Source organism: Pseudomonas sp. GW821-FHT04D07, from assembly GCF_059420225.1.
On the sequence record NZ_JBWKTH010000001.1, the window covers coordinates 203061 to 229325 of the forward strand.

Annotated in this window: 22 protein-coding genes, 1 tRNA gene and 1 pseudogene; 11 read left to right on the forward strand and 13 right to left on the reverse strand. The window is 62.8% G+C overall.

Annotated elements, in window-relative coordinates; translation table 11 throughout:
• Positions 1-8: 8 nt before the first annotated feature.
• On the forward strand, positions 9-512 hold the full coding sequence (locus AC07T0_RS00885; protein WP_494999422.1) for a hypothetical protein: 504 nt from the start codon (positions 9-11) through the stop codon (positions 510-512).
• On the opposite strand, the gene AC07T0_RS00890 is transcribed toward AC07T0_RS00885, so the two are convergent.
• A complete protein-coding gene (locus AC07T0_RS00890) occupies positions 505-981 on the reverse strand; it encodes a YchJ family protein (protein WP_494999423.1) in 477 nt (158 codons plus the stop codon). The genes AC07T0_RS00885 and AC07T0_RS00890 overlap by 8 nt on opposite strands.
• A 5-nt stretch (positions 982-986) precedes the next feature.
• Complete coding sequence (locus AC07T0_RS00895) at positions 987-1484, reverse strand: DUF6231 family protein (RefSeq protein ID WP_494999424.1); 498 nt, start codon at positions 1482-1484, stop codon at positions 987-989.
• Positions 1485-1593: 109 nt separating this feature from the next.
• Here AC07T0_RS00895 and AC07T0_RS00900 point away from each other — a divergent pair, with 109 nt between their 5' ends.
• On the forward strand, positions 1594-1872 hold the full coding sequence (locus AC07T0_RS00900; RefSeq protein WP_494999425.1) for a DUF1145 domain-containing protein: 279 nt from the start codon (positions 1594-1596) through the stop codon (positions 1870-1872).
• Entirely contained in the window at positions 1865-2623 is a 759-nt protein-coding gene (locus AC07T0_RS00905; protein ID WP_494999426.1) for a collagen-like protein, read from the forward strand. The genes AC07T0_RS00900 and AC07T0_RS00905 overlap by 8 nt, the downstream gene beginning before the upstream one ends.
• 154 nt (positions 2624-2777) lie before the next feature.
• Here the strand turns inward: AC07T0_RS00905 and AC07T0_RS00910 are convergent, their stop codons facing one another.
• Positions 2778-3242, reverse strand: a complete 465-nt coding sequence (locus AC07T0_RS00910) for a CopD family protein (RefSeq protein WP_494999427.1) — start codon at positions 3240-3242, stop codon at positions 2778-2780.
• Positions 3243-3341: 99 nt separating this feature from the next.
• On the opposite strand from AC07T0_RS00910, the gene dinG reads away from it, so the two are divergent.
• The 5 genes from dinG to pdxH all read left to right on the forward strand — a co-directional run bounded on the left by dinG (position 3342) and on the right by pdxH (position 11283).
• Positions 3342-5486: an ATP-dependent DNA helicase DinG gene (dinG, locus tag AC07T0_RS00915; RefSeq protein ID WP_494999428.1), complete on the forward strand. Its 2145-nt coding sequence runs from the start codon at positions 3342-3344 to the stop codon at positions 5484-5486.
• 97 nt (positions 5487-5583) lie between these two features.
• Positions 5584-7956: a beta-agarase gene (locus AC07T0_RS00920; protein ID WP_494999429.1), complete on the forward strand. Its 2373-nt coding sequence runs from the start codon at positions 5584-5586 to the stop codon at positions 7954-7956.
• A 306-nt stretch (positions 7957-8262) separates the two neighbouring features.
• Positions 8263-9408: a serine hydrolase domain-containing protein gene (locus AC07T0_RS00925; protein WP_494999871.1), complete on the forward strand. Its 1146-nt coding sequence runs from the start codon at positions 8263-8265 to the stop codon at positions 9406-9408.
• Between the two features lie 110 nt (positions 9409-9518).
• Positions 9519-10610 (forward strand): OmpA family protein, encoded by a 1092-nt coding sequence (locus AC07T0_RS00930; protein ID WP_494999430.1) that lies wholly within the window; start codon positions 9519-9521, stop codon positions 10608-10610.
• Positions 10611-10635: 25 nt separating this feature from the next.
• Positions 10636-11283 carry a pyridoxamine 5'-phosphate oxidase gene (gene pdxH, locus AC07T0_RS00935; protein WP_494999431.1) on the forward strand — a complete coding sequence of 216 codons (648 nt, stop codon included), beginning with the start codon at positions 10636-10638 and terminating at the stop codon, positions 11281-11283.
• An 86-nt stretch (positions 11284-11369) separates the two neighbouring features.
• On the opposite strand, the pseudogene AC07T0_RS00940 reads toward pdxH, so the two are convergent.
• A pseudogene (locus AC07T0_RS00940) lies at positions 11370-11603 on the reverse strand (hypothetical protein); the annotation flags it as partial.
• Positions 11604-11833: 230 nt separating this feature from the next.
• Here AC07T0_RS00940 and AC07T0_RS00945 point away from each other — a divergent pair.
• Positions 11834-12298, forward strand: coding sequence for an outer membrane lipoprotein (locus AC07T0_RS00945; protein WP_103496413.1), 465 nt, complete (start codon positions 11834-11836; stop codon positions 12296-12298).
• A gap of 59 nt (positions 12299-12357) precedes the next feature.
• Here the strand turns inward: AC07T0_RS00945 and nhaA are convergent, their stop codons facing one another.
• Positions 12358-13530 (reverse strand): Na+/H+ antiporter NhaA, encoded by a 1173-nt coding sequence (gene nhaA, locus AC07T0_RS00950; protein ID WP_494999432.1) that lies wholly within the window; start codon positions 13528-13530, stop codon positions 12358-12360.
• 317 nt (positions 13531-13847) lie between these two features.
• Here nhaA and AC07T0_RS00955 point away from each other — a divergent pair, with 317 nt between their 5' ends.
• Positions 13848-14945, forward strand: a complete 1098-nt coding sequence (locus AC07T0_RS00955; RefSeq protein ID WP_494999872.1) for a PLP-dependent cysteine synthase family protein — start codon at positions 13848-13850, stop codon at positions 14943-14945.
• A 186-nt stretch (positions 14946-15131) separates the two neighbouring features.
• On the opposite strand, the gene AC07T0_RS00960 is transcribed toward AC07T0_RS00955, so the two are convergent.
• The 5 genes from AC07T0_RS00960 to rimO form a co-directional block, all read right to left on the reverse strand.
• Complete coding sequence (locus AC07T0_RS00960; protein WP_494999433.1) at positions 15132-15902, reverse strand: SDR family oxidoreductase; 771 nt, start codon at positions 15900-15902, stop codon at positions 15132-15134.
• Between the two features lie 103 nt (positions 15903-16005).
• Entirely contained in the window at positions 16006-16467 is a 462-nt protein-coding gene (locus AC07T0_RS00965) for a YehS family protein (RefSeq protein ID WP_494999434.1), read from the reverse strand.
• A 54-nt stretch (positions 16468-16521) separates the two neighbouring features.
• Complete coding sequence (locus AC07T0_RS00970) at positions 16522-17232, reverse strand: rRNA pseudouridine synthase (protein ID WP_494999435.1); 711 nt, start codon at positions 17230-17232, stop codon at positions 16522-16524.
• Between the two features lie 75 nt (positions 17233-17307).
• Complete coding sequence (locus AC07T0_RS00975; protein ID WP_494999436.1) at positions 17308-17757, reverse strand: GNAT family N-acetyltransferase; 450 nt, start codon at positions 17755-17757, stop codon at positions 17308-17310.
• Positions 17758-17859: 102 nt separating this feature from the next.
• Positions 17860-19197 (reverse strand): 30S ribosomal protein S12 methylthiotransferase RimO, encoded by a 1338-nt coding sequence (gene rimO, locus AC07T0_RS00980; protein WP_494999437.1) that lies wholly within the window; start codon positions 19195-19197, stop codon positions 17860-17862.
• 299 nt (positions 19198-19496) lie between these two features.
• Between rimO and AC07T0_RS00985 the strand changes: the two genes are divergently transcribed.
• Positions 19497-21398, forward strand: coding sequence for a potassium transporter Kup (locus tag AC07T0_RS00985; RefSeq protein ID WP_494999438.1), 1902 nt, complete (start codon positions 19497-19499; stop codon positions 21396-21398).
• 229 nt (positions 21399-21627) lie between these two features.
• On the opposite strand, the gene AC07T0_RS00990 is transcribed toward AC07T0_RS00985, so the two are convergent.
• The 3 genes from AC07T0_RS00990 to AC07T0_RS01000 all read right to left on the reverse strand — a co-directional run bounded on the left by AC07T0_RS00990 (position 21628) and on the right by AC07T0_RS01000 (position 25905).
• Positions 21628-22908, reverse strand: coding sequence for a virulence factor family protein (locus AC07T0_RS00990; protein WP_494999439.1), 1281 nt, complete (start codon positions 22906-22908; stop codon positions 21628-21630).
• A complete protein-coding gene (mprF, locus tag AC07T0_RS00995) occupies positions 22908-25550 on the reverse strand; it encodes a bifunctional lysylphosphatidylglycerol flippase/synthetase MprF (RefSeq protein WP_494999440.1) in 2643 nt (880 codons plus the stop codon). Before mprF ends, AC07T0_RS00990 begins: the two co-directional genes overlap by 1 nt.
• 278 nt (positions 25551-25828) lie before the next feature.
• Positions 25829-25905, reverse strand: a tRNA-Met gene (locus AC07T0_RS01000).
• Positions 25906-26265: the final 360 nt, after the last annotated feature.

The window sequence follows — 26265 nt, forward strand, 5'->3', positions numbered from 1 at the left end:
GTGTGATCATGACGCTTTACGAGATTGTCTTCAGTGGCGAGTCGCTGCCCGGCGCGGCGCCCGATCAGGTCAAAAGCAACCTGACCCGGCTGTTCCAGGCCGATGCCCAGCGTGTCGAGCTGCTGTTTTCCGGGCGTCGCCTGGTGCTCAAGAGCAATCTCGATGCTGTGGCCGCGGAAAAGTATCGGCTCACCCTCGAGCGTGCCGGCGCTTTGGTCACGGTGGTCGAGATGGCCGTCGAGGAGATCGAAATGACGGCGCTCGCGCCGATGCCCGGCCGCGCCCAGGTGGCGCCGCGGGATGCCTATATGGCGGCGTTCAGTGCGGTCGATGCGCCGGACTTTGGCATCGCCGAGGTCGGCAGCGACATGCAGGACGCCAAGCCTGAACCGGTCGTGGCGGTGTTGGATCTGTCAGCGTTCAGCGTGGCGCCGGTGGGTGCCGACATGGGCCAACTGCCGACGACAACCGTCGCCACGCTGCCGGATATCTCACACCTGAGTCTCAGTTGAGCAGGTAACCTGCGCAGCATTTTTTGTATTTCTGCCCGCTGCCGCAAGGACAGGCGTCATTGCGCCCGGCCTTGAGGGGCACGGTGGGGTCGATGAAATACCAGCGCCCGTCGGTTTGCACGAAGGACGACTTTTCCCGGTGGCTGTGTTCGCCGTTGCTGTCGTGCCAGCGCGCGGTAAAGGTCACGAAGGCATGTTCGGGCTGGCCGCCGAAGACTTCCGAGCTTTCCACCTGCAAGCCCAGCCAGGTGCTTTGCGCGCTCCATTCGCCGATGGCCTGGCGGTCCAGTCCGGGTTGTTGAGCCGGCAGCGTGGTGTCCACCAGATAGTCGACCAGTCCCAGCACATAGGCGCAGTAGCGCGAGCGCATCAGGGCTTCGGCGCAGGGGGGCGGATGGCCGGAGTGATAGTGGCCACAGCAGGCATCCAGCAGGTTGCCGCTACCACAGGGACAGATGGATGTGCTCACGGGAATCACCACCAGTACTTGCCGAAATTTTCCGGATTGGCCCAGAACTTGGCATTCAACCAGTCCGGCACCTGTTTGTATTCCTTCAGATCATAGGTGAACAACGTCAGTACCTGCTCGTCGCGGGCAAAACGTTCGCTGTTTTGCAGGGCCAGGGCGAAGAAGTCACTGTCCTGCCAGCCGCTGGCGGCCATGTCCACCAGCACCGCGATCCGGCTGGCATTGAGGTTGCGAATGCCGCCGAGCAATTGTCGGCCGTCACGCTTGGGCAGGTGCTCCAGGCAGTCGACCACCAGCGCCAGGTCGAAGCGCCGGGCGGCCAGTGCGGCGGGCAGGGCGCCGGGTTCGGCGAAGGCTACCTGGGTCTCGGGGTGGGCGGCTTGAAACGCGTCGAGTGCCGGAAAGCTGCCAGCCCCTACCAGCAGCAGGTTTTGCGGAGCATAACGGTCCAGTAGCGCCGCCAGTGCTTGCTGGGGGGTGCGGGTGGAAAGGCTTTCTAGCATCGGGATTCCTCGCTCGGAACGGCAAACATGGGCGAATTTTCAACGGCCACTGGCAAACTACCCTGACTCGCCTTACTGTGCGCCAAAGAATAACTCATCAGGGGGGCGTATGAAGGTGCTTTGGGGGCTGGGGAAGGTGTTGACGCTGATGTTCTGGCTGGTGGTGCTGGTCAACCTGGTGCAGCCGCTGATCAGTCCGTTCCGGGTCCTGGTCGATCTGGCGGGGAGCATGCTGCTGTTGACGCATTTGCTGGAAGTGATGCTGTTCAATGGCAGCTTGCGGGAGCGTGCCCATCCCTGGCGCGACCGGGCGCAGATTCTGCTGTTCGGCATGTTCCACCTGCAAGTCCTGCCTTTGCCTACCCGTGAGGAACGCCAACATGCGTAGCCTGTGTCTGCTGGCTGCGCTGTGCAGCCCCCTGGCGTTCGCCCAGGTCGTGAGTGTCGAAACCAATTCCCTGCTGCGCTTGCCGGCCAGTACCTCGGTGCTGCAACTGGAGCGCCTGGATGTGGCCGACTTTGGCACCTTGCTGGTCCCCGCCAGTGTTACGCAACTGAATATCGGTGAGCTGCACCTGGGGCATGAGGCGCGTATTGCCATTGTGCCGAGCGAGCAGGGGTTCGCCCTCAAGGCCACACACGCCGAGTTGGGTAGCGGCAGCCAGATCAGCGCGATTGGAGCGCCGGGTACCTACCAGCGAGCCCCTTCGCCGGGACGTAACCTGGATCTGCGTATCGATGCGTTGAGCGGTCCTTTGCTGTCGGTGGATGCCCGTGGCGGCGCCGGCGTGCCGGGCTACGTCGGGCTCGATGGGGCCAATGGCGATGAGCCGGGCTGTACCTGGGGCGCGGCCGGACAAGGCGCGGACGGCGACAATGGCGGCGATGGTCATCAGGGGGCGCCGGGTGCGCAGGTTCGGCTGCAGTTGCCACGGGATTATCCGGCGGCGCAGATCCAAGTGCTGGTCGATGGCGGTAACGGCGGCCTTGCCGGTGCGGCGGGGCGTCCGGGCGCGGGTGGCAAGGCCAAGGGCTGCTTCGTTTACGACACCGACGGTGGCAAGCCAGGCCGTCCGGGCCACGCGGGCAAGCCGGGGGCGGTTGGCCCGGCGGGCAGCGTGACGGTTCAGCGTCTGTAACAAGACCGTGAAAACGCTACAAACCCTGTAGGAGCCGGCTTGCCGGCGATGACGGCCGCAAGAGCGATGCAAGGCTCAAGGGCCTCATCGCCGGCAAGCCAGCTCCAACACTGTCCGTGCTGGGCTCGGCTCCTGGGCTCAGCCAGTACCGCACTCAAAACATCGGGCGTGCCGCGGCAATGGCCACCAGCACCAAGCCGATCAGCAGATTGATCCCCACCAGTCGCCGAATCCGCCCCAGCGCCGCCACACCCGCCGGCCAGTCCTGGGCTTGCACTGCCTGGCGCAAGTCCGGTAGTTGCAATGACTGGATACGAATAAACAGTGCAACCATGACGATATACAGGCCCATCATGACCTGCACATAACGTGGTGCAGTCTCGAACCCGCTGAAACGCAACTGGATCAGGCCGACGCCGCTGATTGGCAGAAGCACCACCGCGACCCAGACCCAGACGAAGAAGCGCTGGAACACCTGGACCCACAGTTTCAGTCGGGCCGGCCCCTCCAGCGCGGCCATGGCCGCCGGGCGCAGGATCATCCAGGCGAAGAACATACCGCCGACCCAGACCAGTGCGGCCAGGACATGCAGGGTGTAGACAAGGGCAAAAGCGGTCATTCGGGTACTCCGTGCGGCGCGCGAGGGTTTAGCGGGGTATGATAGCCGTCCATTCGAACCACTGAAAATTTATCCAGCGTTTCTTGCGCCTGAAGACTCATGATCAGCACCGAACTCAAAACCACGATCCAGGGCGCCTACTCGCGTTTTCTCGAAGCCAAGAGCCTCAAGCCGCGTTACGGCCAGCGCCTGATGATCGCCGAAGTGGCCAAGGTCCTCGGCGATATCGACACCGATGACGAAGGCCGGCGCAGTGGCGACCCGGCCGTGGTCGCGGTGGAGGCGGGGACCGGTACCGGCAAGACCGTGGCCTACAGCCTGGCGGCGATTCCCACCGCCAAGGCCGCCGGCAAGCGCCTGGTGATCGCTACCGCCACCGTCGCGCTGCAGGAGCAGATCGTCTACAAGGACCTGCCCGACCTGATGCGCAACAGCGGTTTGAACTTCAGCTTCGCCCTGGCCAAGGGGCGCGGGCGCTACATGTGCCTGTCCAAGCTCGACATGCTGTTGCAGGAAGGTCACGCGCAGACCGCCACCGCGCAGTTGTTCGAAGAGGAAGGGTTTCGTATCGAGGTCGACGAGGCCAGCCAGAAACTCTTCACCAGCATGATCGAGAAGCTCGCCGGAAATAAATGGGATGGCGACCGCGACAGTTGGCCTTCGGCCCTGGAGGACGCCGATTGGGCGCGCCTGACCACCGATCACAGCCAGTGCACCAACCGCCATTGCCCGAACTTCGGCCAGTGCGCCTTCTACAAGGCCCGCGAAGGCATGGGCAAGGTCGACGTGATCGTCACCAACCATGACATGGTGCTCGCCGATCTGGCCCTGGGCGGTGGCGCGGTGTTGCCCGACCCGCGCGACACCCTGTATGTGTTCGACGAAGGCCACCACCTGCCGGACAAGGCTATCGGCCACTTTGCCCACTACACGCGCCTGCGCTCCACCGCCGACTGGCTGGAGCAGACCGCCAAGAACCTGACCAAGCTGCTGGCCCAGCATCCGCTGCCGGGCGACCTGGGCAAGCTGATCGAGCAGGTGCCGGAGCTGGCGCGGGAGATCAAGACCCACCAGCAGTTCATGTTCAGCGCCTGCGAGCAACTGGCCGACTTCAAGACCGGCGAAGACACCGAGGGCCGCGAGCGGCCGCGCCATCGCTTTGTCGGCGGGGTGATTCCGGAGCATATCCGCGAGATGGGCATCGAGCTGAAGAAAGGCTTTGCCCGCCTCAACGACCTCTTCACCCGCCTGACCGAATTGCTCAAGGAGGGCATGGACGGCGAGGTCAATATCGGCATCGCCAGTCACCAGGCCGAGGAGTGGTATCCGCTGTTCGGCAGCCTGCTGTCTCGCGCCCAGGGCAACTGGGAGCTGTGGACCGCCTTTACCGCCGAAGACCCGGAAGACAACCCGCCCATGGCGCGCTGGTTGAGTCTGGCCGAGAGCGGTGCGCTGTTTGATATCGAGGTCAACGCCAGCCCGATCCTGGCCGCGGAAATGCTCCGGCGCAACCTGTGGAACGTGGCCTATGGCGCCCTGGTGACCTCGGCGACCCTGACCGCTCTGGGCACCTTCGACCGTTTCCGCATGCGCGCCGGCTTGCCGAAGAAAGCCGTGACGGCGGTGGTGCCGAGCCCCTTCCATCATGCCGATGCCGGTGTGCTGCGGGTGCCGAATCTCAACGCCGATCCCCGCGACGCTGCGGCGCATACCGCCGCGATCATTCGCGACCTGCCGGAACTGGTGGAGGGTTCCAAGGGCACCCTGGTGCTGTTTTCCTCGCGTAAACAGATGCAGGACGTGTTCGACGGCCTGGACCGCGACTGGCGCAAGCAGGTGTTTATCCAGGGCAACCTGTCGAAACAGGAGACCCTCAACAAGCACAAGGCGCGGGTCGACGGTGGTGACTCCAGCGTACTGTTCGGCCTGGCGAGCTTTGCCGAAGGGGTGGACTTGCCCGGTGCCTACTGCGAACACGTGGTGATCGCCAAGATTCCCTTCTCGGTCCCGGACGATCCGGTCGAGGCGGCGCTGGCCGAATGGATCGAAGCCCGGGGCGGCAACCCGTTCATGGAAATCTCCGTGCCGGACGCCTCCCTCAAGCTGGTCCAGGCCTGCGGTCGGCTGCTGCGCACCGAAGAGGACCGGGGCATCATCACCTTGCTCGACCGGCGTTTGGTCACCCAGCGCTACGGTAAAGCTATCCTCAATGCCTTGCCGCCGTTCCGGCGGGAAATTTCTTGATGTGATGTAGGTTGAATTACCAATTTCGTTGTCTACGGATGGCGCCGCTTGGCGTCACGCTGGCCTCTGACTGGCCGTAAGGGAGAGTTTGATTCATATGATTGGCCGTACGCTGCCCGCCGTTTTCGCCTTGTTGTTCGCCGCGCCGCTCTGGGCTGCGCCTGCCGGGCAACAGACGCTGTTCAACTTCGTTCGTCCCGCCGATGTGGTGCAGGTGACAACCGTGGATGCCAGCCTGCCGCAATACAACGCGGAACAGACGGCCGAGGGCGAAGTGCTGCGGCGGATCACCTTCAATCCAGCGCTGCAACCGAGCCTGCGCCTTACGCCGCAGACCGGGGCCTGGGACTGGTCGCAGGCGGGCGCCATGAGCCTGCGGATCCAGAGTGCGATGGATTGGGCGTTGACCCTCAATGTGACGATCCAGAGCAGCGACGGCAAGACCCTCAGCAGCCGCGTCGATCTGCCGGCCGGCCCGGCGCAGACCTTGCTGGTGCCGCTGCAGGCCAGTTCAGCGTTGAGCCAGGGCATGCGCGTCGGTCCGCCGATGCCGACGACGGTTGATGGCCAGCGGGTGTTACTGGCCAGTAGCCGGGGCGAACTGAATCGCCAGCAGGTGGTGTCGGTGACCCTGTCGATGGACGCGCCGAAAGTCGCCCAGAACATCCTTCTGGAACGTTTCGGCGTGCAGAATGGCGACGATGTGATCGCGGCTGTCTACAGCTCGTTGGTGGACGGCTACGGCCAGTCCACCCGGGCCAAGTGGCCGGAAAAAATCAGCAGCGACGATCAGCTCAAGGCCGTCGCGAGCAAGGAAAGCCAGCAACTGAAGACCTGGCTGAGCGAGCGCGAACGCAGTGCCCGGGACAAGTTCGGCGGTTCGCTCAAGGGCCCGCTCTTTGATGCCACTGGCTTCTTTCGCACGGAAAAGCACGACGGCCGCTGGTACCTGGTGACGCCGGAGGGGCATCCGTTCTACTCCCTGGGTGTGAATACCGTGAGTGCCCATGACCAGCAGACCTATGTCGAAGGTCGTGAAGGCATGTTCAGCGACCTGCCCAAGGACGGTGAGCCCCTGGCCGCCTACTACGGCAAGGCCGACAACAGCACCACCAGCGGAGCCTCCCAGGGCCGGGCTTTCAAGTCCGGGCGCTGGTTCGATTTCTATGGCGCCAACCTGGAGCGCACCTATGGTTCGCCGTGCGCGACCGCCGCGCCGACGGAGCCCAAGGTGCCCTGCGCCCCGGGCCTGGACGCCCAGCGTTGGCAGAAACATACCCTGGATCGCCTGTTGGCCTGGGGCTTCAACACCCTCGGTAACTGGAGCGATCCGGCCCTGAGCCTGAACGACCGCGTGCCTTACACCTTGCCGCTGTCCATCGTCGGCGACTACACCAGTATCAGTACCGGCAGCGACTGGTGGGGCGGCATGCCCGACCCGTTCGACCCGCGTTTTGCCATGGCCACCGAGCGCGCGGTGGCGATTGCCACCCGCGATCATCGCGACGACCCTTGGCTGCTCGGCTATTTCGCCGACAACGAACTGGCCTGGGCCGGTCCCGGCGATGATCCGAAATCCCGTTACGCCCTGGCCTACGGCACGTTGCGCATGACCACCGACGTACCGGCCAAGCGTGCCTTCCTCAAGCAGTTGCGTGACAAGTACCGCAACCAGCAGGGTCTGTCCCAGGCCTGGGGCGTGGATATTCCGACCTGGGAACAGATGGAGGACCCGGGCTTCGAGGCACCGCTGCCGAATCCCGCGCACCCGCAAATCGAGGCGGACCTGAAGTATTTCCAGAAGGTGTTTGCCGACACCTACTTCAAGACCATTTCCGACTCGCTGAAATGGCATGCGCCGAACCATCTGCTGCTGGGCGGTCGTTTTGCTGTCAGCACGCCTGAGGCCGTGGCGTCCTGTGCCCAGTACTGCGATGTGCTGAGTTTCAACTTCTACACCCTCAAGCCCCAGGACGGTTACGACTTCGACCGGTTGGAGGCGTTGAACAAACCGGTACTGATCACCGAATTCAACTTCGGCTCGAAAGATCGCGGTCCGTTCTGGGGCGGGGTGACGGAACTGGCCCGGGAAGAAGATCGTGGCCCGGCCTATGCCGCATTCCTCAAGCAGGCGGTGGCCGAGCCCTCGATCGTCGGTGTGCACTGGTTCCAGTACCTCGACCAGCCTGTGACGGGACGCCTGCTGGACGGCGAAAACGGTCATTTCGGCCTGGTGGGCATGACCGATGTGCCGTTCCAGGGCTTTGTCGAGAGCGTGCGCAAGAGCAATCTGCAGGCCTTGGCGTTGCTCAACAAGGAAGCCGAGAAAGCCAAGGTGGAGGCGCAGCAGAAAGCTGCCAAGGGCATCGGCCAGGATGACAGCGGTGGCAACGCCCGTTCCGGCAGTGCGGGTGAACAGGGGGCCGAGGGGGCCGACCATCCCGGTGGTCACTCCGGCAACGGCCACTGAGCGGCTCTCGGACCACGGGCGCACGGATTGATTTCTTGAATAAACACCGTTCCTGTAGGCGCCGGCTTGCTGGCGATAGGGGCCGAACAGGCGATGCATGGCTCCCTGGCCTCATCGCGAGCAAGCTCGCTCCTACAGTTTTGTGGTGTTTTGGGTCGATGATTCCAATTCCTACAGCGCCTTGCTCAATGCCTGACAATTCTTGCAAGGTGTTACGAATAGTCTGATTCACGTCTGTTCCCAAACCCGCCAATCGCTGGAACAATGCAGGCCACTTTGGTAGGTGTTGCGGCGGGAGAGTCACGGGTGCAGATTCAGGGTCATTTCGAACTTCAATTCGAGGCGGTGCGCGAAGCCTTCGCGGCCCTTTTCGACGATCCCCAGGAGCGCGGCGCCGCGCTCTGTATCCAGATTGGCGGGGAAACCGTGGTTGATCTCTGGGCCGGTACCGCCGACAAGGACGGTGCCGAGGCCTGGCACAGCGACACCATCGCCAACCTGTTTTCCTGCACCAAGACCTTTACCGCCGTCACCGCGCTGCAACTGGTGGCCGAGGGTAAATTGCAACTGGATGTTCCGGTTGCCCAGTATTGGCCCGAGTTCGCCGCCGCCGGCAAGGCCGCTATCACCCTGCGCCAGTTGCTCTGCCATCAGGCCGGCTTACCGGCCTTGCGCCAGTTGCTGCCCCCCGAGGCGCTGTACAACTGGCAGACCATGGTCGACGCCCTGGCGGCCGAAGCGCCTTGGTGGACTCCTGGCGAGGGCCATGGCTACGCCGCGATCACCTATGGCTGGCTGGTCGGAGAATTGCTCCGGCGCGCCGACGGGCGCGGGCCGGGTGAGTCCATCGTGGCGCGGGTTGCCCGGCCGCTGGGGCTGGACTTCCATGTCGGCCTGGCGGACCAGGAATTCCATCGCGTGGCCCATATCGCCCGGGGCAAGGGCAATGTCGGCGACGCCGCGGCCCAGCGCCTGCTGCAAGTGACCATGCGCGAACCCGAGGCGATGAGCACCCGGGCGTTCACCAACCCACCGTCGATCATGACCAGTACCAACAAGCCGGAGTGGCGGCGCATGCAGCAGCCGGCCGCCAACGGGCATGGCAACGCACGCAGCCTGGCGGGGTTCTACAGCGGCCTGCTCGACGGTCGCCTGCTGGAGGCCGATATGCTGGAGGAACTGACCCGCCAGCACAGTCTGGGCCTGGACAAGACGCTGTTGACCCAGACCCGTTTCGGCCTGGGTTGCATGCTCGATCAGCCGGACGTCGCCAACGCCACCTTCGGTCTCGGGGCCAAGGCCTTCGGCCACCCGGGTGCCGGCGGCTCCGTCGGGTTTGCCGACCCTGAGCACGATGTCGCCTTCGGCTTCGTCACCAATACCCTCGGCCCTTATGTATTGATGGACCCGCGGGCACAGAAGCTAGTACGGATTCTTACCGGCTGTCTGTAGAATGCGCAGATAAATTCGTAGGCCGGAACCCTGTGACTTTTTTGCTTTCCAATACACTGTTTCATGGGGCCTGACGGTCCTCGTTTCCCTATCTCATTTGTGGATATCCAATGTCATCGAACAAGTCTCTCGCCCTGGCCCTCTGTCTGACCGTGACCGGTTGTGCGCAAACTCCACAAAGTGCGGACAAGGACATTGCTCAAGCCCCGGCGACAGCTGGCACTAGTACACCCGCCGCGTCTGCGGCAGCCGTAGCCAAGGATGCTGCCAAGCTCCCGGTCAAGCCCGCCGCAGCTGCGTCAGCCGCCAAGGATGTTGCCAAGGCAAACGCTCCAGTAGCCCCCGCGGCGGCTTCAACCGCTCCAGCCGTTGCCGCCGCGACGACCCCAGCGCCAAAGGTCGACCCTGCCACTCACTGGTGGTGGCCGTTCGGCAGTTCGGAAAAGGCCCAGGAAGCTGCCCAGCCGCCGGTCAAGGCCGTGCCGATGCCCGATCCGAAAATCACCCAGGCCTGGCTCGACGACTACGAGCCACGCCTGCGTACCGCGATCCAGAACAGCGCCCTGAAGTTGGAGCGGCGTGAAAACGTGCTGGTGGTGATTGCCCCGGTGGACGGTTTCTACAACCCCAAGCGCCCGGAAATGTTGCTGCCGGTGACCCTCGGTCCCTTCACCCGAATCGCCAAGACCGTTGAGGGTGATCCCAAGACTGCCGTGCTGATCCTCGGCCATGGTGACAACAGTGCCAGCGCCGAGTCGACCCAGGCCCTGAGCCAGCAACGGGCTCAGTCCGTAGCGGCGATCTTCGGCCTCAGCGGCCTGCATCGTGATCGCCTGATGCTGCGTGGCATGGGCGCGGACATGCCGCGTGCCGCCAACGACAGCAACGAAGGCCGTGCCCTGAACCGTCGCGTGGAAATCATCCTGACGCCGCAGAACACGATGGTTGCACTGTTGAGCAAATACAGCATTCCGGTTCCGGCTCCGCTTCCGGTCACCCAGGTGGCGGCTGTCAAGCCGGCAGTGGCTCCAGCGCCTGTGGCGAAGAAAGCCACGACCAAGGGCAAGGGCAAGGCAGCGGCCAAGAAGGCTTCTGTCCACAAGAAGGCTGCGGTCAAGAAAGCGGCGACCAAGCCAGCGGCGGACAAGGCAGCAGCGCCGGCGAAGAAAGACGACAGCGGCGACAGCTCGACCAAGAACTGACCTGACGATCAAGAAGGAACGCGCCGTGACTCAAACCCTGGCGGATATGCGCCGCGACTACACCCGTGATGGGCTCACCGAGGCCCAGGCTCCGGCCGAGCCGTTCGCGCTGTTCCACCAGTGGTTTGCCGAGGCGGTGAAGACCGAGCAGGCGCCCGTCGAGGCCAATGCCATGACCCTGGCCACGGTGGACGAGGAAGGGCGCCCGCATTGCCGCATCCTGTTGCTCAAGGGGTTGGACGAGGCGGGGTTTACCTTCTTCACCAACTACGAAAGCGACAAGGGCCGGCAACTGGCGGTCCGTCCCTTTGCCGCGATGACCTTCTTCTGGCCGACCCTGGAACGCCAGGTGCGGATCGAGGGGCGAGTGGTCAAGGTCTCGGAGCAGGAATCGGATGCCTACTTCCAGGTGCGTCCGTTGGGTAGCCGCCTGGGGGCCTGGGCTTCGCCGCAAAGTCGGGTGATTGCCGACCGGGCGGAACTCGAAGGCTTGCTCAAGAACACCGAAGCGCGCTTCAGCGATACACAGCCCGATTGTCCCGAGCACTGGGGCGGTTATCGTTTACTGCCGGAGCGTATCGAGTTCTGGCAGGGCCGCGCGAGCCGCCTGCACGACCGCCTCGACTACCGTCTGGTCGGCGCGGACTGGGCGCGCCAGCGTCTCGCGCCTTAGCGTTGGCGCGAGCCGTCAGCGCTTCGATCAGGCGACGTTGAACAAGTGTTCGCCTGATCGCTGCCTGGCGAGTGTTCTTCCAGGCCTTGACCTGGATAACTGGCGGCGGCGGCTTCAAGCCATTGTTGCAGGTCCCGACGCTTGATCTTCTGCTCCCTGGCCGCGGCCAGGCGTTCGAGCATGAACTTTTTGTGTAATTCGTTGTCTCCCGCTAGCGATAACGCCAGATCGCGGTCCGTCCAGCGTCTGATCCTGATATACAGCCAGCCATGGAAATACAACCCGGCTACTGTAGTGATTGCGATGATGAAGTAGTCCATGCCGGTTCTTTGCGAGTTGGGGTAGTTATCGTAGCGATTCAGTTGTTACTGATTGTTTCAACTGTTTGGCAGCCGGGGCAGGCGGATCGTAATCGCGCTACCCTATGTCCCCGTTTATTTGGACGTCGAGGCTGTACTGGCGCTGAATGAAACCATTTTATCCGTGCGGTGCCGTGACAGGGATCAAGCTGCGGAGTTTAATTAAAGTCATTTCCTTTGGAGTTGATCCTATGCGTAAGTCTGTTTTGTTGATTGCTTCCTTTTCCACAATGGCTATGTTGCTGGGTGGTTGCACCAACAGCCTGACTGGCGATTCCTATTCCCGTGACGAAGCGCGTCGCGTTCAGACCATTCGCATGGGCACCATCGAGTCGCTGCGTCCGGTGAAAATCGAAGGTAGCAATTCGCCTATCGGTGCCGGTGCCGGTGCGATTGTCGGCGGTGTCGGCGGCAGCGCCATCGGTGGTGGCCGTGGCAGTATCGTGACCGCAGTGATCGGTGCGGTCGCCGGTGGCGTGCTGGGCAACATGGCTGAAAAAGGCCTGACCAGCGCCCAGGGTGTTGAAATCACCGTGCGTGAAGACGACGGCAGCATGCGTGCCTATGTGCAGGAAGTTCAGCCGAACGAAATCTTCCGGGTTGGCGAGCGTGTGCGTATTTCCACCGTTGGCGGTACCAGCCGCGTTTCCCACTGATTTCGCGATCGGTCTAAAAAAGAAACCCCGGCCAGGAAACTGGTCGGGGTTTTCTTTTTTCAGGGCTTGCGACTGGCCACGGCCGTCACGGCGTAGCCGATCAGCGCCGCCAGGATCGAACCGGTGAGAATGCCCATGCGGTCCATGCCCGCGTAGTCGCTGTGACCCGGCATAAAGGCCAGGGAGCCGACGAACAGGCTCATGGTGAAACCTATACCGCAGAGGATCGCCACGCCGAACAACTGCCCCCAGTTGGCGCCGTGGGGCAGCGCCGCCAGACCGGCGCGGACCGCCAGCCAGGTCAGGCCGAAGACCCCGACCGTCTTGCCGATCAGCAGGCCGGCGGCGATGCCCATCGGCACATGGTGGGTAAAGCTGTCCAGGTTCACGCCGGCCAGGGACACGCCGGCATTGGCAAAGGCGAACAGCGGCAGGATGCCGAACGCCACCCAGGGATGCAGCGCGTGCTCCAGGCTCAGCAGTGGCGAGGCTTCGGCGTTGCGGGTGCGCAACGGGATGCAAAAGGCCAGGGTCACGCCGGCCAGCGTGGCATGCACGCCGCTCTTGAGCACGCAGACCCAGAGAATCAGGCCGATCACCAGATACGGTCCGAGCTTGATCACTCCCAGGCGATTCATCGCGATCAGCGCCACCAGGCAGGCCCCTGCCAGCATCAGCGAGAGCGTCGACAGTTCATGGGAATAGAAGATCGCGATGACGATGATCGCGCCCAGGTCGTCGATGATCGCCAGGGTCATCAGAAACAGTTTCAGTGACACTGGTACCCGTTTGCCGAGCAAGGCCAGCACGCCGAGGGCGAAGGCGATATCGGTGGCCATGGGGATTGCCCAGCCGCCCAGCGCCGCCGGGTTGTCACGGTTGAGGAACCAGTAGATCAGCGCCGGCACCACCATGCCGCCAATGGCCGCCGCACCGGGTAGCACCACCTGCGACGGCTTGGACAGATGACCTTCGAGGAGTTCGCGCTTGACCTCCAGGCCGATCAACAGGAAGAACAACGCCATCAGGCCGTCGTTGATCCACAGCAGCAGGGGCTTGGCGATTTTCAGGGCGCCGACCTGGGCCACCACCGGTACGTCCAGCAGACCGGCGTAGAGGTGCGACAGTGGCGAATTGTTGATAATCAGGGCCAGGGCTGCAGCGGCTATCAATAGCAGACCGCTGGCAGCTTCCAACTGAAAGAAACGGGTGAAAGTGCTACGCAGAGGCAAGGTCGCTCTCCATCGATGAATTCAAAAAGGTAGGACACCCTAACCCGTACTGTTAGTTGTTAAAACAAAAATTATATTCGTTTTTGTTATAAGCGAGTCGTTGAAGGGTGATCGCAAAGAGCCTAGCAGTTGTGTGTCTAAATGCGTCTTCACTGTATCTGTGCGCTGCGTAGGAAACTTCCTATAGTTAGCGGATTATTGCGGTGGGGCCTGTCAGGGGTCCGATCTCTGTTTATCCTTCAACGGTTTGGCCTTGGGCGCAGTGGCGCAGCCGGCCGTCAGTGCTTTCGAGCGCCTCCGTTCCAAGACGAGTAGCCATCATGAGCGACAACCGACAGTGGGCCCGGGAAGCGATTCGGATCATTGAAGCCGACTTCCAGCGCAGTGCCGATACCCACCTGATCCCTTTACCGTTGCCGGGCCTGCCGGGCATCGAGTTGTACTTCAAGGACGAATCCAGCCATCCGACCGGCAGCCTGAAGCATCGCCTGGCCCGTTCGCTGTTCCTCTATGCGCTGTGTAATGGCTGGCTGCGCCCGGGCGCGCCGGTGATCGAGGCGTCCAGTGGCTCGACGGCGATCTCCGAAGCCTACTTCGCGCGCCTGCTGGGCTTGCCTTTTATCGCGGTGATGCCGGCCACCACCTCCCAGGAAAAGATCGCGCAGATCGCCTTCTACGGCGGCAAGAGCCACCTGGTGCAGGACCCGACGCAGATCTATGCCGAATCCGAGCGCCTGGCCCGGGAGAGCGGCGGTCATTTCATGGACCAGTTCACCTACGCCGAGCGAGCCACTGACTGGCGGGCGAACAACAACATCGCCGAGTCGATTTTCCAGCAACTGCGTTGCGAGCGTCACCCGGAGCCGAGCTGGTTGATTTCCAGCCCGGGTACCGGCGGCACCACGGCGACCCTGGGTCGTTATGTGCGCTATCGCCAGCATTGCACCCGGGTGTTGTGTGCCGATGCCGAGCGTTCGGTGTTCTTCGATTTTTACCAGACCGGTGACGCCAGCCTGCGCCTGGACTGCGGTTCGCGAATCGAAGGCATCGGTCGTCCGCGGGTCGAGGCGTCGTTCCTGCCGAAGGTGATCGATGCCATGGTCAAGGTGCCGGATGCCTTGTCCCTGGCAGCCATGCACTACCTGGCACAGCGCCTGGGGCGGCGGGTCGGGGGGTCCAGCGGGACCAACCTGATCGGTGCGCTGATGGCGGCGCGGCAGATGGTCCAGGCGGGGGAGAGTGGTTCGATCGTGGCGATCCTCTGTGACGGCGGCGAGCGTTACGCCACCACTTACTACGACCCGCAATGGCTGGCGGCCCAGGGCTATGAGCTGGACAGCCTGATCGCGACCGTGGCGGCCAGTGTCGAGCGCGGCGAGGCGCTGCCCGAGAGTGTGTTGCGGGCCGGGATCTGATCCGAACGCTCCCACCGTCCTGAGCCGTATCTGAGTGTTACGTATGGCAGAAAACCTGTGGGAGCGGTGCTTGTCGGATCGCCGCACCGCCGCGAAGCTTTTAGCGCTCTTGAGGGCCCCTTCGCGAGCAAGCTCTGCTCCCACAGGTATGGGGTTCCACAAGTTAGTCCTCGGCAGTTCCTGTGATTACAGGCTGAAACCACCGTCCAGCGGGATGATATTCCCGGTCATATAAGCCCCGGCCGTACTCGCCAAACTGATCGCCAGCGCCGCCATCTCTTCCTCGCGACCCCAGCGTTTCATGGGAATCAACGCGGTATCTTCAGCCAACGCCTGCTCGTCGCTGCCGATATGTTGGGTCATCTTGCTCGGGAAGCGTCCCGGCGCGATCACATTGACGTTGATGTGCTGGCTGACCAGTTCGCGCGCCAGGATCCGTGACAGTTGATGCAGGGCGGCCTTGCTCGGGCCGTAGGCATAGGCCTGTTCGCCGAACGAGGAAATCCCCGCGACCGAACCGATATTGATGATTCGCGCCGGGTTCGCCGCCGAACCGGCCTTGCGCAGCAGCGGCAGGAATTGCTGGATGCAGTTGAAGACCGAGGTCACGTTCAACTGCATGACCTTTTCCCAGCCCTTCACCGGGTAGCTTTCCAGCGGTGCGCCCCAGGTGGTGCCGGCGTTGTTGACGAGGATATCCAGCCGATCGATCTGCTCACCCAGACGTGTCGCCAGCGCCAGCACACCTTCCTCGGTCGCCAGGTTGGCGGCCAGGGCCTGGCAGTGGCCCAGGGCGCCGAGTTCATCGGCGGTCTGCTGGCAGGCCTCGGCATCCCGGGCACAGACGTAGACCTTGGCACCGGCCTCGACAAAGGCCTTGGCAATCATCTTGCCGATGCCGCGGGTACCGCCGGTCACCAGCGCAGTGCGGCCTTGCAGGGAGAAGTAGGGGTGCATGGCGAATCCTGAGTGCGAAAGGTGTCCATACCCTAGCCGTCAGGAGTCAAAAACGGAGCCACTATTGGGCGGCGCAATGATGCGCCATGCACGATGCCGCGGATCAGCCGCGAACGCGCAGGGTCAGGCCCTTGAGGAAGTTGCGCAGCAACTGGTCGCCGCAGGGGCGGTAGTTGGTGTGACCGAACTTGCGGAACAGCGCGCTCAGCTCCGGCTTGGACACCGGGAACTCGGCGGCCTTGAGAATGGCGTGCATGTCATCTTCCTTCAGTTCGAAGGCGACCCGCAGTTTCTTCAGGATGATGTTGTTGGTCACTGGCAACTCGACCGGCAGCGGCGCGCGGCTCTCGTCCTTGCCACGCTTGAAGATCACCAGGCCGTCGAGAAAATACGCCATGACCTCGTCCGGGCAATGCACGAAGCCTTCTTCCTCGTCCTTTTTCAGGTAGCTGATGACATCGGCCTTGGCCACGTCGAAGCCGGTCAGCTTGATGAGCTCGACGACCTTGTTGTCGCTGATGTCGAGCATGTAGCGCACGCTACGCAGTACGTCGTTGTGAATCATGGGAACCATCCTGAGAGGTAGACGCCGCGCATCTGCGCGGCGCTGAAAAGGGGATTAGAATTTTTCTTTGGTCGACAGATAGCGCCATTGACCCACGGGCACCTTGCCGATGGAGACACCGCCAATGCGGATCCGCCGAATGGACACGACCTTGAGCCCGACCGCCTGGCAAAACAGCGCGATCACCCCCGGTTGCGGATTTTTCATCGCGAAACGCAGGCGGTTCTCGTTCTGCCAGCTGGCTTTCACGGCGGGCAGCTCGCGGCCTTTGTAGGTCAGGCCGTGGCTCAGTCGGTTGAGGCCGTGCTCGACGATGTCGCCGCTGACCTCCACCACATATTCCTGCTCGATCTTGGCGGTGTCGGCGGTGAGCTTACGGAGGATTTTCCAGTCCTGGGTAAACACCACCAGGCCGCTGGCGCCGGCTTGCAGGTCGGTCCCCGCGGTCAGGCGCAGGAAGTGCCCCTTGAGCGGACGCTTGCCATAACGGTGTTCCTCGGAGAGCGTCTCGGCGCGCAGCAGTTGCATGGCCGCGTCGAGGTCCAGGCCGAGCGGTTGGTGCAGCAGCAGGGTTACCGGTTCCGGGGCGGTGGCCTTGGCTTCGGGATCCAGTTCGACTTTCTGGGCCTCGACCTTGAACTGCGGTTCGTCGATGACTTCGCCATCGACCGTGACCCAGCCGCCTTCGATGAACAGTTCGGCCTCCCGACGGGAGCAGCCGACCAGCTCGATCAGGCGTTTGGAAAGGCGAGTGGGTTCAGACATGACGGCGGCCGTAAAAAAGGGGGGCGGCTATTGTACCTGCCTGGCGCCGGTTAAGCCCGGCAACATTTGTCGCACTCAGCGCTTCAGGCGCAGATGCAGCAACGGATAGGGCTGGCCCATGCCATCCTTCTCCGAGCGCCCGATCACCTCGAAGCCTTGCTTGAAGTAGAAACCGACGGCCTGGGAGTTTTGTTCGTTGACGTCCAGTTCATCGGCATTCAGGTGTTCGATAGCGTAGCGCAGCAGCAGTTTGCCCAGGCCGGTACCGCGTGCCTGCGGGGCGATAAACAACATTTCGACTTTGCCCGCCGCGACCCCGGCAAACCCGGTGATGCGCTGGCGCGAATCGCGGGTGCAGATCAGCATGACCGCATCCAGGTAGTGGGTCAGCAGCATGTTCTTCAGCAGTTCGATGTAGCTGTCCGGCAGGAAGTCATGGGTGGCACGCACCGAGGCTTCCCAGAGTCGGGCCAGTTCCGGGTAGTCACCGGGCTTGGGGGTTTGGATCACCGGGAGCTGGCGCATGCGGCAGATTCCTTCCGTCACGGTTGTTCATGAGCCAGACTATAGCCGTAAAAAAGCCCCGCATCTCGTTGAAAGAGCGGGGCTTTTCAGTTTATTTACAACTTAGATCGTTTCCGCCCAGAGGTCGTATTCGTCGGCGTCGGTGACGCGGCACCAGACCTTGTCGCCGGGCTTGAGATCGCCGGCACCTTCGATGAACACGTTGCCGTCGATTTCCGGGGCGTCGAAGAAACAACGACCGACCGCGCCTTGTTCGTCGACTTCGTCGATCAGCACTTCGATATCGCGGCCGATGCGCAGTTGCAGGCGGGCGCTGCTGATGGCCTGTTGATGGGCCATGAAGCGATCCCAACGCTCCTGCTTGACGTCATCCGGGACCACGTCCAGGCCGAGGTCGTTGGCCGGTGCGCCTTCCACCGGTGAGTACTGGAAGCAGCCGACGCGGTCGAGCTGGGCATCGGTCAGCCAGTCGAGCAGGTACTGGAAGTCCTCCTCGGTTTCGCCGGGGAAGCCGACGATGAAGGTCGAACGGATGATCAGGTCCGGGCAGATTTCCCGCCAGTTCTTGATCCGCGCCAGGGTCTTGTCTTCGAACGCCGGGCGTTTCATCGACTTGAGCACTTTCGGGCTGGCGTGCTGGAACGGGATGTCCAGGTACGGCAGGATCTTGCCGGCGGCCATCAACGGGATCAGTTCATCGACATGCGGGTACGGGTAGACGTAATGCAGGCGCACCCACACACCCAGGCTGCCGAGGGCTTCGCACAGTTCGGTCATGCGGGTTTTCACCGGCGCGCCGTTCCAGAAACCGGTGCGGTACTTCACGTCGACGCCATAGGCGCTGGTGTCCTGGGAAATCACCAGCAGTTCCTTGACCCCGGACTTGACCAGACGCTGGGCCTCGTCGAGCACGTCGCCGACCGGGCGGCTGACCAGCTTGCCGCGCATCGACGGGATGATACAGAAGCTGCAGCTGTGGTTGCAGCCTTCGGAAATCTTCAGGTACGCATAGTGGCGTGGGGTCAGCTTGATGCCCTGTGGCGGCACCAGGTCGATCAGCGGGTTGTGGTCCTGGCGCGGCGGCACCACCTGGTGCACGGCATTGACCACCTGCTCGTACTGCTGCGGGCCGGTCACGGCCAGTACGCTGGGGTGCACCTTGCGGATGTTGCCTTCTTCGACGCCCATGCAGCCGGTGACGATCACCTTGCCGTTTTCCTTGATGGCTTCGCCGATCACTTCCAGGGATTCGGCCTTGGCGCTGTCGATAAAGCCGCAGGTGTTGACCACCACGACATCGGCGTCCTGGTAGGTGGACACCACGTCATAGCCTTCCATGCGCAGTTGCGTAAGGATGCGCTCGGAGTCGACCAGTGCTTTCGGGCAACCCAGGGATACGAAGCCGACCTTGGGGTTGGCTGGCGCGGTAGGGGTGGACATGTCTAACCTCGGTATAGGGTGTCGAGCCGCTTGGGACAAGGGCGTCGCGTGGGCGCTGATGCGCCTCTGATCAAAAAGTGCGCAATTCTAGCGACGCTCGAGGCACTTGACCAGCTTTATGCAGGGAAATGCGACGAGTGCTGCGCTATGCTTCGTCCGATGCGAGTCGCTGTCATTTTTTGTTTCAAATCACCGATGATTTATAAATCGTCGGCAACTGTAAGAAAAACAGCGCATGCTGCGTGAAAAAGCATAGTGCTTCTTGAAAGAAGCCTTAGTCCGGGGTGTAGGAGTAGTTGATGGGTGGTCAGGCAGTGAGTGAGGGGCAGGTCGGGCACTCGACGGCAAAGCCGTTGGGCATGCTGGTAGCGGCGGTAGGGGTGGTGTACGGCGACATCGGCACCAGCCCGTTATATACCCTCAAGGAGGTGTTCACTGGCGGTTACGGGGTGCAGGTCGACCATGACGGTGTCTTCGGGATTCTGGCACTGATCTTCTGGTCGCTGATCTGGGTGGTTTCGATCAAGTACGTGTTGTTTATCCTGCGTGCCGACAACCAGGGTGAGGGCGGGATCATGGCCCTGACTGCGTTGGCGCGGCGGGCATCGGCGTCCTACCCGAAATTGCAGTCGACGCTGGTGGTGCTCGGGTTGATCGGCGCGGCACTGTTCTATGGTGACAGCATGATCACCCCGGCCATTTCGGTGCTGTCGGCGGTCGAGGGTCTGGAAATCGCCTTCGACGGGCTGGAGCATTGGGTGGTGCCGCTGTCGCTGGTGGTGCTGGTGGGGTTGTTCCTGATCCAGAGACATGGCACCGCGAGTATCGGCAAGTTGTTCGGGCCGGTGATGGTCGCGTGGTTCGTGATCTTGGGGATCATGGGGGCCTATGGCATTTCCCTGCACCCTGAAGTGCTGAGCGCGTTGAACCCGATGTGGGGCGTGCACTTCTTTGTCGTTCACCCGGGCATGGGCGTGACGATTCTGGGGGCGGTGGTGCTGGCGCTGACCGGTGCCGAAGCCTTGTATGCCGACATGGGCCACTTCGGGCGTAAGCCGATTGCCCGCGCCTGGTTCGCCCTGGTGCTGCCGGCGCTGGTGCTGAACTACTTCGGCCAGGGTGCCTTGCTGCTGGAAACCCCGGACGCGGCACGCAACCCCTTCTATCTGCTGGCGCCAGCCTGGGCCTTGGTACCGCTGGTGGTGCTGTCGACCCTGGCGACGGTGATCGCTTCCCAGGCGGTGATCTCCGGGGCGTTCTCCCTGACCCGCCAGGCGATCCAGTTGGGCTACATCCCGCGCATGTATATCCAGCACACCTCGAGTGCCGAGCAGGGGCAGATCTACATCGGTGCGGTGAACTGGACCCTGATGATCGGCGTGATCCTGCTGGTCATCGGGTTTGGCTCGTCCAACGCCCTGGCCTCGGCTTATGGTGTGGCGGTGACCGGGACCATGCTGATCACCAGTATCCTGGTGGCGGCGGTGATGTTGCTGTTGTGGAAATGGTCGCCGATCCTGACCGTGCCGATCCTGGTGGGCTTCCTGCTGGTGGACGGGTTGTTCTTCGCCGCCAACGTGCCCAAGATCGTCCAGGGCGGTGCCTTTCCGGTGTTGGCGGGGATCGTGCTGTTTATCCTCATGACCACCTGGAAACGCGGCAAGGAGCTGCTGATGGATCGCCTCGATGAAGGTGGCCTGCCGTTGCCGATCTTTATCGGTAGCATTCGGGTGCAGCCGCCCCATCGGGTCCAGGGTACGGCGGTGTTCCTCACCGCGCGGCCGGATGCGGTACCCCATGCGTTGTTGCACAATTTGCTGCACAACCAGGTGCTGCATGAGCAGGTGGTGTTGCTGACGGTGGTCTATGAAGATATTCCACGGGTACCGGCACAGCGGCGGTTTGAGGTCGATTCCTATGGTGAGGGGTTCTTCCGGGTCATCCTGCACTTCGGCTTTATCGATGAGCCGGATGTGCCGCAGGCGCTGAAGCTGTGCCATCTGGATGAGCTGGATTTCAGCCCGATGCGCACCACCTATTTCCTCAGTCGCGAGACGGTGATCGCGTCGAAGATCGTCGGCATGGCGCGCTGGAGGGAGAGCCTGTTCGCCTTTATGCTGAAGAATGCCAACGGTAACCTGCGCTTCTTCAAGCTGCCGGTGAACCGGGTGATCGAACTGGGGACGCAGGTCGAGATCTGATTGTCCCGGGTATGAAAAAGCCCCCGTTGCCTTGCGGCAGCGGGGGCTTTTTCTTTGGGCGGCTTACGCTGACTCTGTGGGAGCTGGCTGGCCAGTGATGCGATCTGTTGGGCGCTGTAGGAGGGCTGTGCTTGCTTCTGTAGGCGCCTGGCGAGGCGGTTTATCAGGTGACAGAGGGGTTGACTGTCAGGCCGCTATCGCCAGCAAGCTGGCTCCTACAGGGCTCGCATTACTCGCTTTTAGCCTGACGCTTCTGGATAGCATCCACCAACCGCTTGGCCAACGCCGGGTAGTTCTCGTCGAAGTGATGACCCCCTGGCAATTTGACGGGCTCTCCCACCGCGGTCTCGGTGGTGCAGCCACTCTCCTTCACTTCGTCCTGGCCATAAATACACAACACCTTGACTGCCGGCAGCTTGGCCATGTCCGGACCGGTATCGAGTTCCATGCCGGCCTTGCCCAGCCAGCCGTCAACGTGGATCTCGAAGCTGCCGCTACGGGCGAAAGCCAGCAGGATGATCGCATCGACCCGCTGCTGCTCGTTTTCCGGCAGGCGGTTGTAGATCGCCGGCAGGACGTCGGCACCGAAGGAGTAACCGGCCAGGACGAAACGCTTGGCGCCCCATTTCTGCCGATAGTGCTGCATCAGTTCGGTCAGGTCGGCGGCTGTCTGTTCCGGGCTCTTGTGCTGCCAGTAGTAGCGCAGGGTATCGATGCCCACTACCGAGTAGCCCATCTTCGCCATATAGCCCGCCGCGTCGCGGTCCAGGTCGCGCCAGCCACCGTCGCCGGAGAGGAACAGGGTCACGGTGTCGCTGGCTTTCTCCGCCGGGACTTCCACCACGGGAATGGCCAGGCCGCCGTTGTCCGTACCCACCAGCATCTTGCGCAGTTCGTTGTTCAGCACCTGGGGCAGGTGGATGTCGTAGTCGCTGATGCTGGTTTCGGCATTCGGCTGGTCGCGCACGAACGCCGCGCTCGGATCATCCGGGCCGTCGTTCCAGGCTACCAGCCAGTGGCCATGGGCGGCGCTCTTCGGTACCGGGAGGGTGCAATCCGGTTGATCGAGGACGAACCCCACCGAGATGGCCTGGGCCTTCTCGCTGGTCTGGGACGCCAGCCAGTTCCAGGCCAGGGACGCGCCCGGGCCGACGCCGCTGACCAAGGTCGCCGGGCCCTTCAATTGTTGCAGGGCGCCGTCCAGGGCCTTTTGTTGCAGCGTGCAGTTGTCCTTGGGCAGGATCACCTGGACGATCAACGCCGCGCCACTACGACTCAGGGCGGACAATTGCGCGTCGCTCAGGGCGTCTTCGGCGAGGGTCGCCACGACCACCTGGGCCTTGGGCGTAGTGCCAGGGGTCAGGCGAGTCAGGGTCGAACCGTCGGCCTGGCTCAGGTGCTCAAGGGTGGATTCCGGCGGGGGGCGGTTCCAGAACCAGTAGCCACCTCCCGCGAGTGCGGCCAGGAGCAGCACGATTACCAGTAAAAACCGCCAGGAGCGTTGAATCATCAGCGTTTCACCAATCCAGTCAGGCCGCCCGCAATCAGGGCGGCGGTATCGGCCAATGCGACCAACGGATCAAGTCCGGCTGGCACGGCCATGTAACGAGGTTCCCAGTCAGGCTGGAACTTGTCCTTGAAGCGACGCAGGCCCTGGAAGTTGTAGAGCTGCTCGCCGCGCTGGAACACCATCGAGCCCAGGCGCTGGGTCAGTGGTGCGCCGCGCCGCGGTTGCAGGCCCGACAACGGCACCATCCCGAGGCTGAAGCGTGCGTATCCGTGAGCCTTATAATGCTGAATCAGGCCAACCATCAAGAACTCCATGGTCAGCTTGGGGGCGTCGGGGTGCGAGCGCATCAGGTCGAGGCTGGCCAGTTCATGGCCGTGGGTCTCGAGCAAGTTGGCGAACGCCACCGGGCGCCCCTCGAAATGCACGATTGCAACACGGAAGTGGTTGATGTACTCGGGGCTGAAGCGGCCCAGGGAGAAACCTTTCTCGCGCACGTTCTTGCCGGTGAGCCAGGCATCGGAGATGACCTTGAGTTCATCCAGCGGGGCCTGTCCCGGTTCGTAGATTTCCAACGACAGGCCGTCACGGCCGCCACGGTTCCAGGTGTAGCGCAGGTCTTTCATCTCCTTGCCCTTGGATTCAAGGTCAAAGCGCTGCAGGTCGACTCGCGCTTCTTCGCCGAGCTTGATGGCGGTCAGGCCGATGTCCATGTAGTACGGCAGGTTCTCCGCGCGCACCTGATAGAACACCGGACGAGCATGGTGGGTGTCGCAGAGATCGCGGAATTGCCAGATCAGTTCGGCACGCTGGCGCGCCGGCCCGATCGGATCGTACAGCGCCACCAGGCTGCGGCCACGGCGGGCGTACATGAGGAACGCAGTGTCGGTGGGGTGAAACAGGAAGGCCTTGTCGCCGGTCAGGGCCAGGCCGCCGTCAGGCTGGTCCGAGGCCATCAGCACCTTGACCGCCCGCTCCATTTCATCCGGCGTGGGCTGGTGAATCACTGGACGTGCGGTGCGCAGCAGCCAGGTCAGCGAAACGGCGACCAGGACCACGGCAGCCCCCAGCAGCGAACGCAGGCCGCGGGGTGCGTCGCCATCCAGTGCGAACTGCCACCACAGCTCGTGGCTGTAGGGGACGTCCTGGTAAGCGAACAGCAGCAGCCAGACCGAGGCACCGAGCACGCAGAGGCTGGCCACCAGGTACAGCGGCGAGAACGGCAGTTCGGTGAGGCGGCTGGGTCGATAGAAGGAGCGGCGGAAAATCCCCAGCAGACAGGCGGTGGCCGTCAGCATGCAGGCTTCTTCCCAGTCGAAGCCCTTGAGCAGGGAGAGCAGGGCGCCCACCAGCAGCAAGGTCATGGTCAGCATCCAGGCGGCGGACAGGCGGCGACGCAGGCCCTGGGCCAGCAGCAGGCACAGCACGCCCACCAGGCTGGCACCGAAGTGCGAGGCGTCGATCAGGCGATCCGGGACCAGGAAGTCGATGCCTTCCAAGCGCGTGTCGATTTCCGGGGTGGCGCCGGAGAACAGCAGGACCACGCCGGAGAGGAACACCAACACGGCGAGGATCGGCGCGGCGAAGCCGGAAGCGACCCGCATGCTTTGCCGGGTGGTCATCAGGCGCTGGGCTTCGGTACTCAGCAGGGCCAGGCAGGCCAGCAGCAACGGCAACAGCACATAGATCAGGCGATAGAGCAGTAGCGCGGCGGCCAACGGTGCGGCGCCCAGCTGATTGGCAAAGGCCGCCAGCAGGATGGCTTCGAACACGCCGACGCCGCCAGGCACATGGCTGAGTACGCCGGCGGCCAGGGCCAGCAGATACACCAGCAGGAATGCGCCGAACGGTGGTGCCTCGGGCAACAGCAGATAGAGCACGGTCGCGGCGGCGGCCACGTCCAGGGCGGTGATCAGCAGTTGCAGCAGGGTCAGGCGCGCACTGGGCAGGCGCAGGGTGCGACGTCCCACCTTGACCAGCAGGTTTTCCTTGATCGGTTGTTCCGGCAGGCGCCGGCGATAGATGCCGGCCGCCAGCAGTGCCGCGAGGGCCAGCACGAGCACGGCGATGCCGCCGAGCAGGTAGGTGGGCAGGTGCAGGGCTTCGGATGCCGCGGGCAGGTTGCTCAGGGTCGCCAGGGCGGCCAAGGGTGGCAGCGCGCAACCCAGCGACAGGCTGGCGAACAGGGTCATCCGCGCGACTTCGGAGGCGCCCAGGCCGTGGCGGGCATAGAGTCGATAGCGCACCGAGCCGCCGGACAGCAACGACAGGCCGATGGCATTGCCGATGGCGAAGGCGGTGAAGCCGCCGAGCGCCAGGGTGCGCCCCGGCAGTTTCACGTCGGCGTAGCGACTGGCGGACCACTCATAGCCCAGCAGAATAATGAAGCCGATGGCGGTCGCGGCCAGCGCACCGCCCAAGGCTGGCTTGGGCACGCTGAGAATCGAATCGTGCAAGGCGTCCAGATCGAGTTCGATCAACAGGTGACGACAGGCGATCAGGGCGATGGCGAACAGAAACAGGGTGACGGCCAAGCCGACGGACTGCCGGTACTTGCTCAACAGATCCAGCCAACGGAGACGGGTGGCGGTGATCGGGTGTGTCGCTGTAACAGTTTCGTGTGGTTCGGACGAGTTGGCGCGCATCAATCACCTCTAGGATTGTGCGCGACAGGATGGGGGTATCCAGCCAAGTTACCAATCCCTATGGACAAAATAAGTGCAAATATTAACGTGTCTGGCCGTTGTACGGCGACCCACGCCCCGGGCTGTTGTAGAGGAAGTTTGTTGCGGATTCAGCTTAGCCTGTGCAGCCATTGACTGCGGTATCCGTCGAGGGTTCGATCCTTGCAGCACTGATTGGATGAAAGTTTTTTCGGCGGATACAAAAAAGGCCACTCTTTCGAGCAGCCTTTTCTGATGTTTGGTTGCGGGAGCCGGATTTGAACCGACGACCTTCGGGTTATGAGCCCGACGAGCTACCAGACTGCTCCATCCCGCGTCTGTGTGGCGGCATTCTACAGCCGAACGGCGGGGTGTCAACCGTTAATGGCCCGTTTGGTCAAAATAATGCGAAAAGCCCTGATTTGGCCGGTCGCTTTCAGTAAGTGTCCGACAATCAAGGTTTTTTGTGAGAAGGAGGGGTGACGATCGTGCGCTCTTTGTAGGCGTCTGGCTTGCCAGCGATAGCGCCCGCAAGAACGCTATCGCTGGCAAGAACGCTATCGCTGGCAAGCCAGTTCCCACAAGCACAAAAAAGGCCACTCTTTCGAGTAGCCTTTTTTGATGTTTGGTTGCGGGAGCCGGATTTGAACCGACGACCTTCGGGTTATGAGCCCGACGAGCTACCAGACTGCTCCAT

Bases quoted from the DNA above. Each gene is read 5' to 3' on its own strand.
- AC07T0_RS00885 (WP_494999422.1), top strand. From the start codon at position 9: ATGACGCTTTACGAGATTGTCTTCAGTGGCGAGTCGCTGCCCGGCGCG.
- AC07T0_RS00895 (WP_494999424.1), bottom strand. From the start codon at position 1,484: ATGCTAGAAAGCCTTTCCACCCGCACCCCCCAGCAAGCACTGGCGGCG.
- AC07T0_RS00900 (WP_494999425.1), top strand. From the start codon at position 1,594: ATGAAGGTGCTTTGGGGGCTGGGGAAGGTGTTGACGCTGATGTTCTGG.
- AC07T0_RS00905 (WP_494999426.1), top strand. From the start codon at position 1,865: ATGCGTAGCCTGTGTCTGCTGGCTGCGCTGTGCAGCCCCCTGGCGTTC.
- AC07T0_RS00910 (WP_494999427.1), bottom strand. From the start codon at position 3,242: ATGACCGCTTTTGCCCTTGTCTACACCCTGCATGTCCTGGCCGCACTG.
- dinG (WP_494999428.1), top strand. From the start codon at position 3,342: ATGATCAGCACCGAACTCAAAACCACGATCCAGGGCGCCTACTCGCGT.
- AC07T0_RS00920 (WP_494999429.1), top strand. From the start codon at position 5,584: ATGATTGGCCGTACGCTGCCCGCCGTTTTCGCCTTGTTGTTCGCCGCG.
- AC07T0_RS00930 (WP_494999430.1), top strand. From the start codon at position 9,519: ATGTCATCGAACAAGTCTCTCGCCCTGGCCCTCTGTCTGACCGTGACC.
- AC07T0_RS00945 (WP_103496413.1), top strand. From the start codon at position 11,834: ATGCGTAAGTCTGTTTTGTTGATTGCTTCCTTTTCCACAATGGCTATG.
- AC07T0_RS00960 (WP_494999433.1), bottom strand. From the start codon at position 15,902: ATGCACCCCTACTTCTCCCTGCAAGGCCGCACTGCGCTGGTGACCGGC.
- AC07T0_RS00965 (WP_494999434.1), bottom strand. From the start codon at position 16,467: ATGATTCACAACGACGTACTGCGTAGCGTGCGCTACATGCTCGACATC.
- AC07T0_RS00970 (WP_494999435.1), bottom strand. From the start codon at position 17,232: ATGTCTGAACCCACTCGCCTTTCCAAACGCCTGATCGAGCTGGTCGGC.
- AC07T0_RS00975 (WP_494999436.1), bottom strand. From the start codon at position 17,757: ATGCGCCAGCTCCCGGTGATCCAAACCCCCAAGCCCGGTGACTACCCG.
- rimO (WP_494999437.1), bottom strand. From the start codon at position 19,197: ATGTCCACCCCTACCGCGCCAGCCAACCCCAAGGTCGGCTTCGTATCC.
- AC07T0_RS00985 (WP_494999438.1), top strand. From the start codon at position 19,497: ATGGGTGGTCAGGCAGTGAGTGAGGGGCAGGTCGGGCACTCGACGGCA.
- AC07T0_RS00990 (WP_494999439.1), bottom strand. From the start codon at position 22,908: ATGATTCAACGCTCCTGGCGGTTTTTACTGGTAATCGTGCTGCTCCTG.
- mprF (WP_494999440.1), bottom strand. From the start codon at position 25,550: ATGCGCGCCAACTCGTCCGAACCACACGAAACTGTTACAGCGACACAC.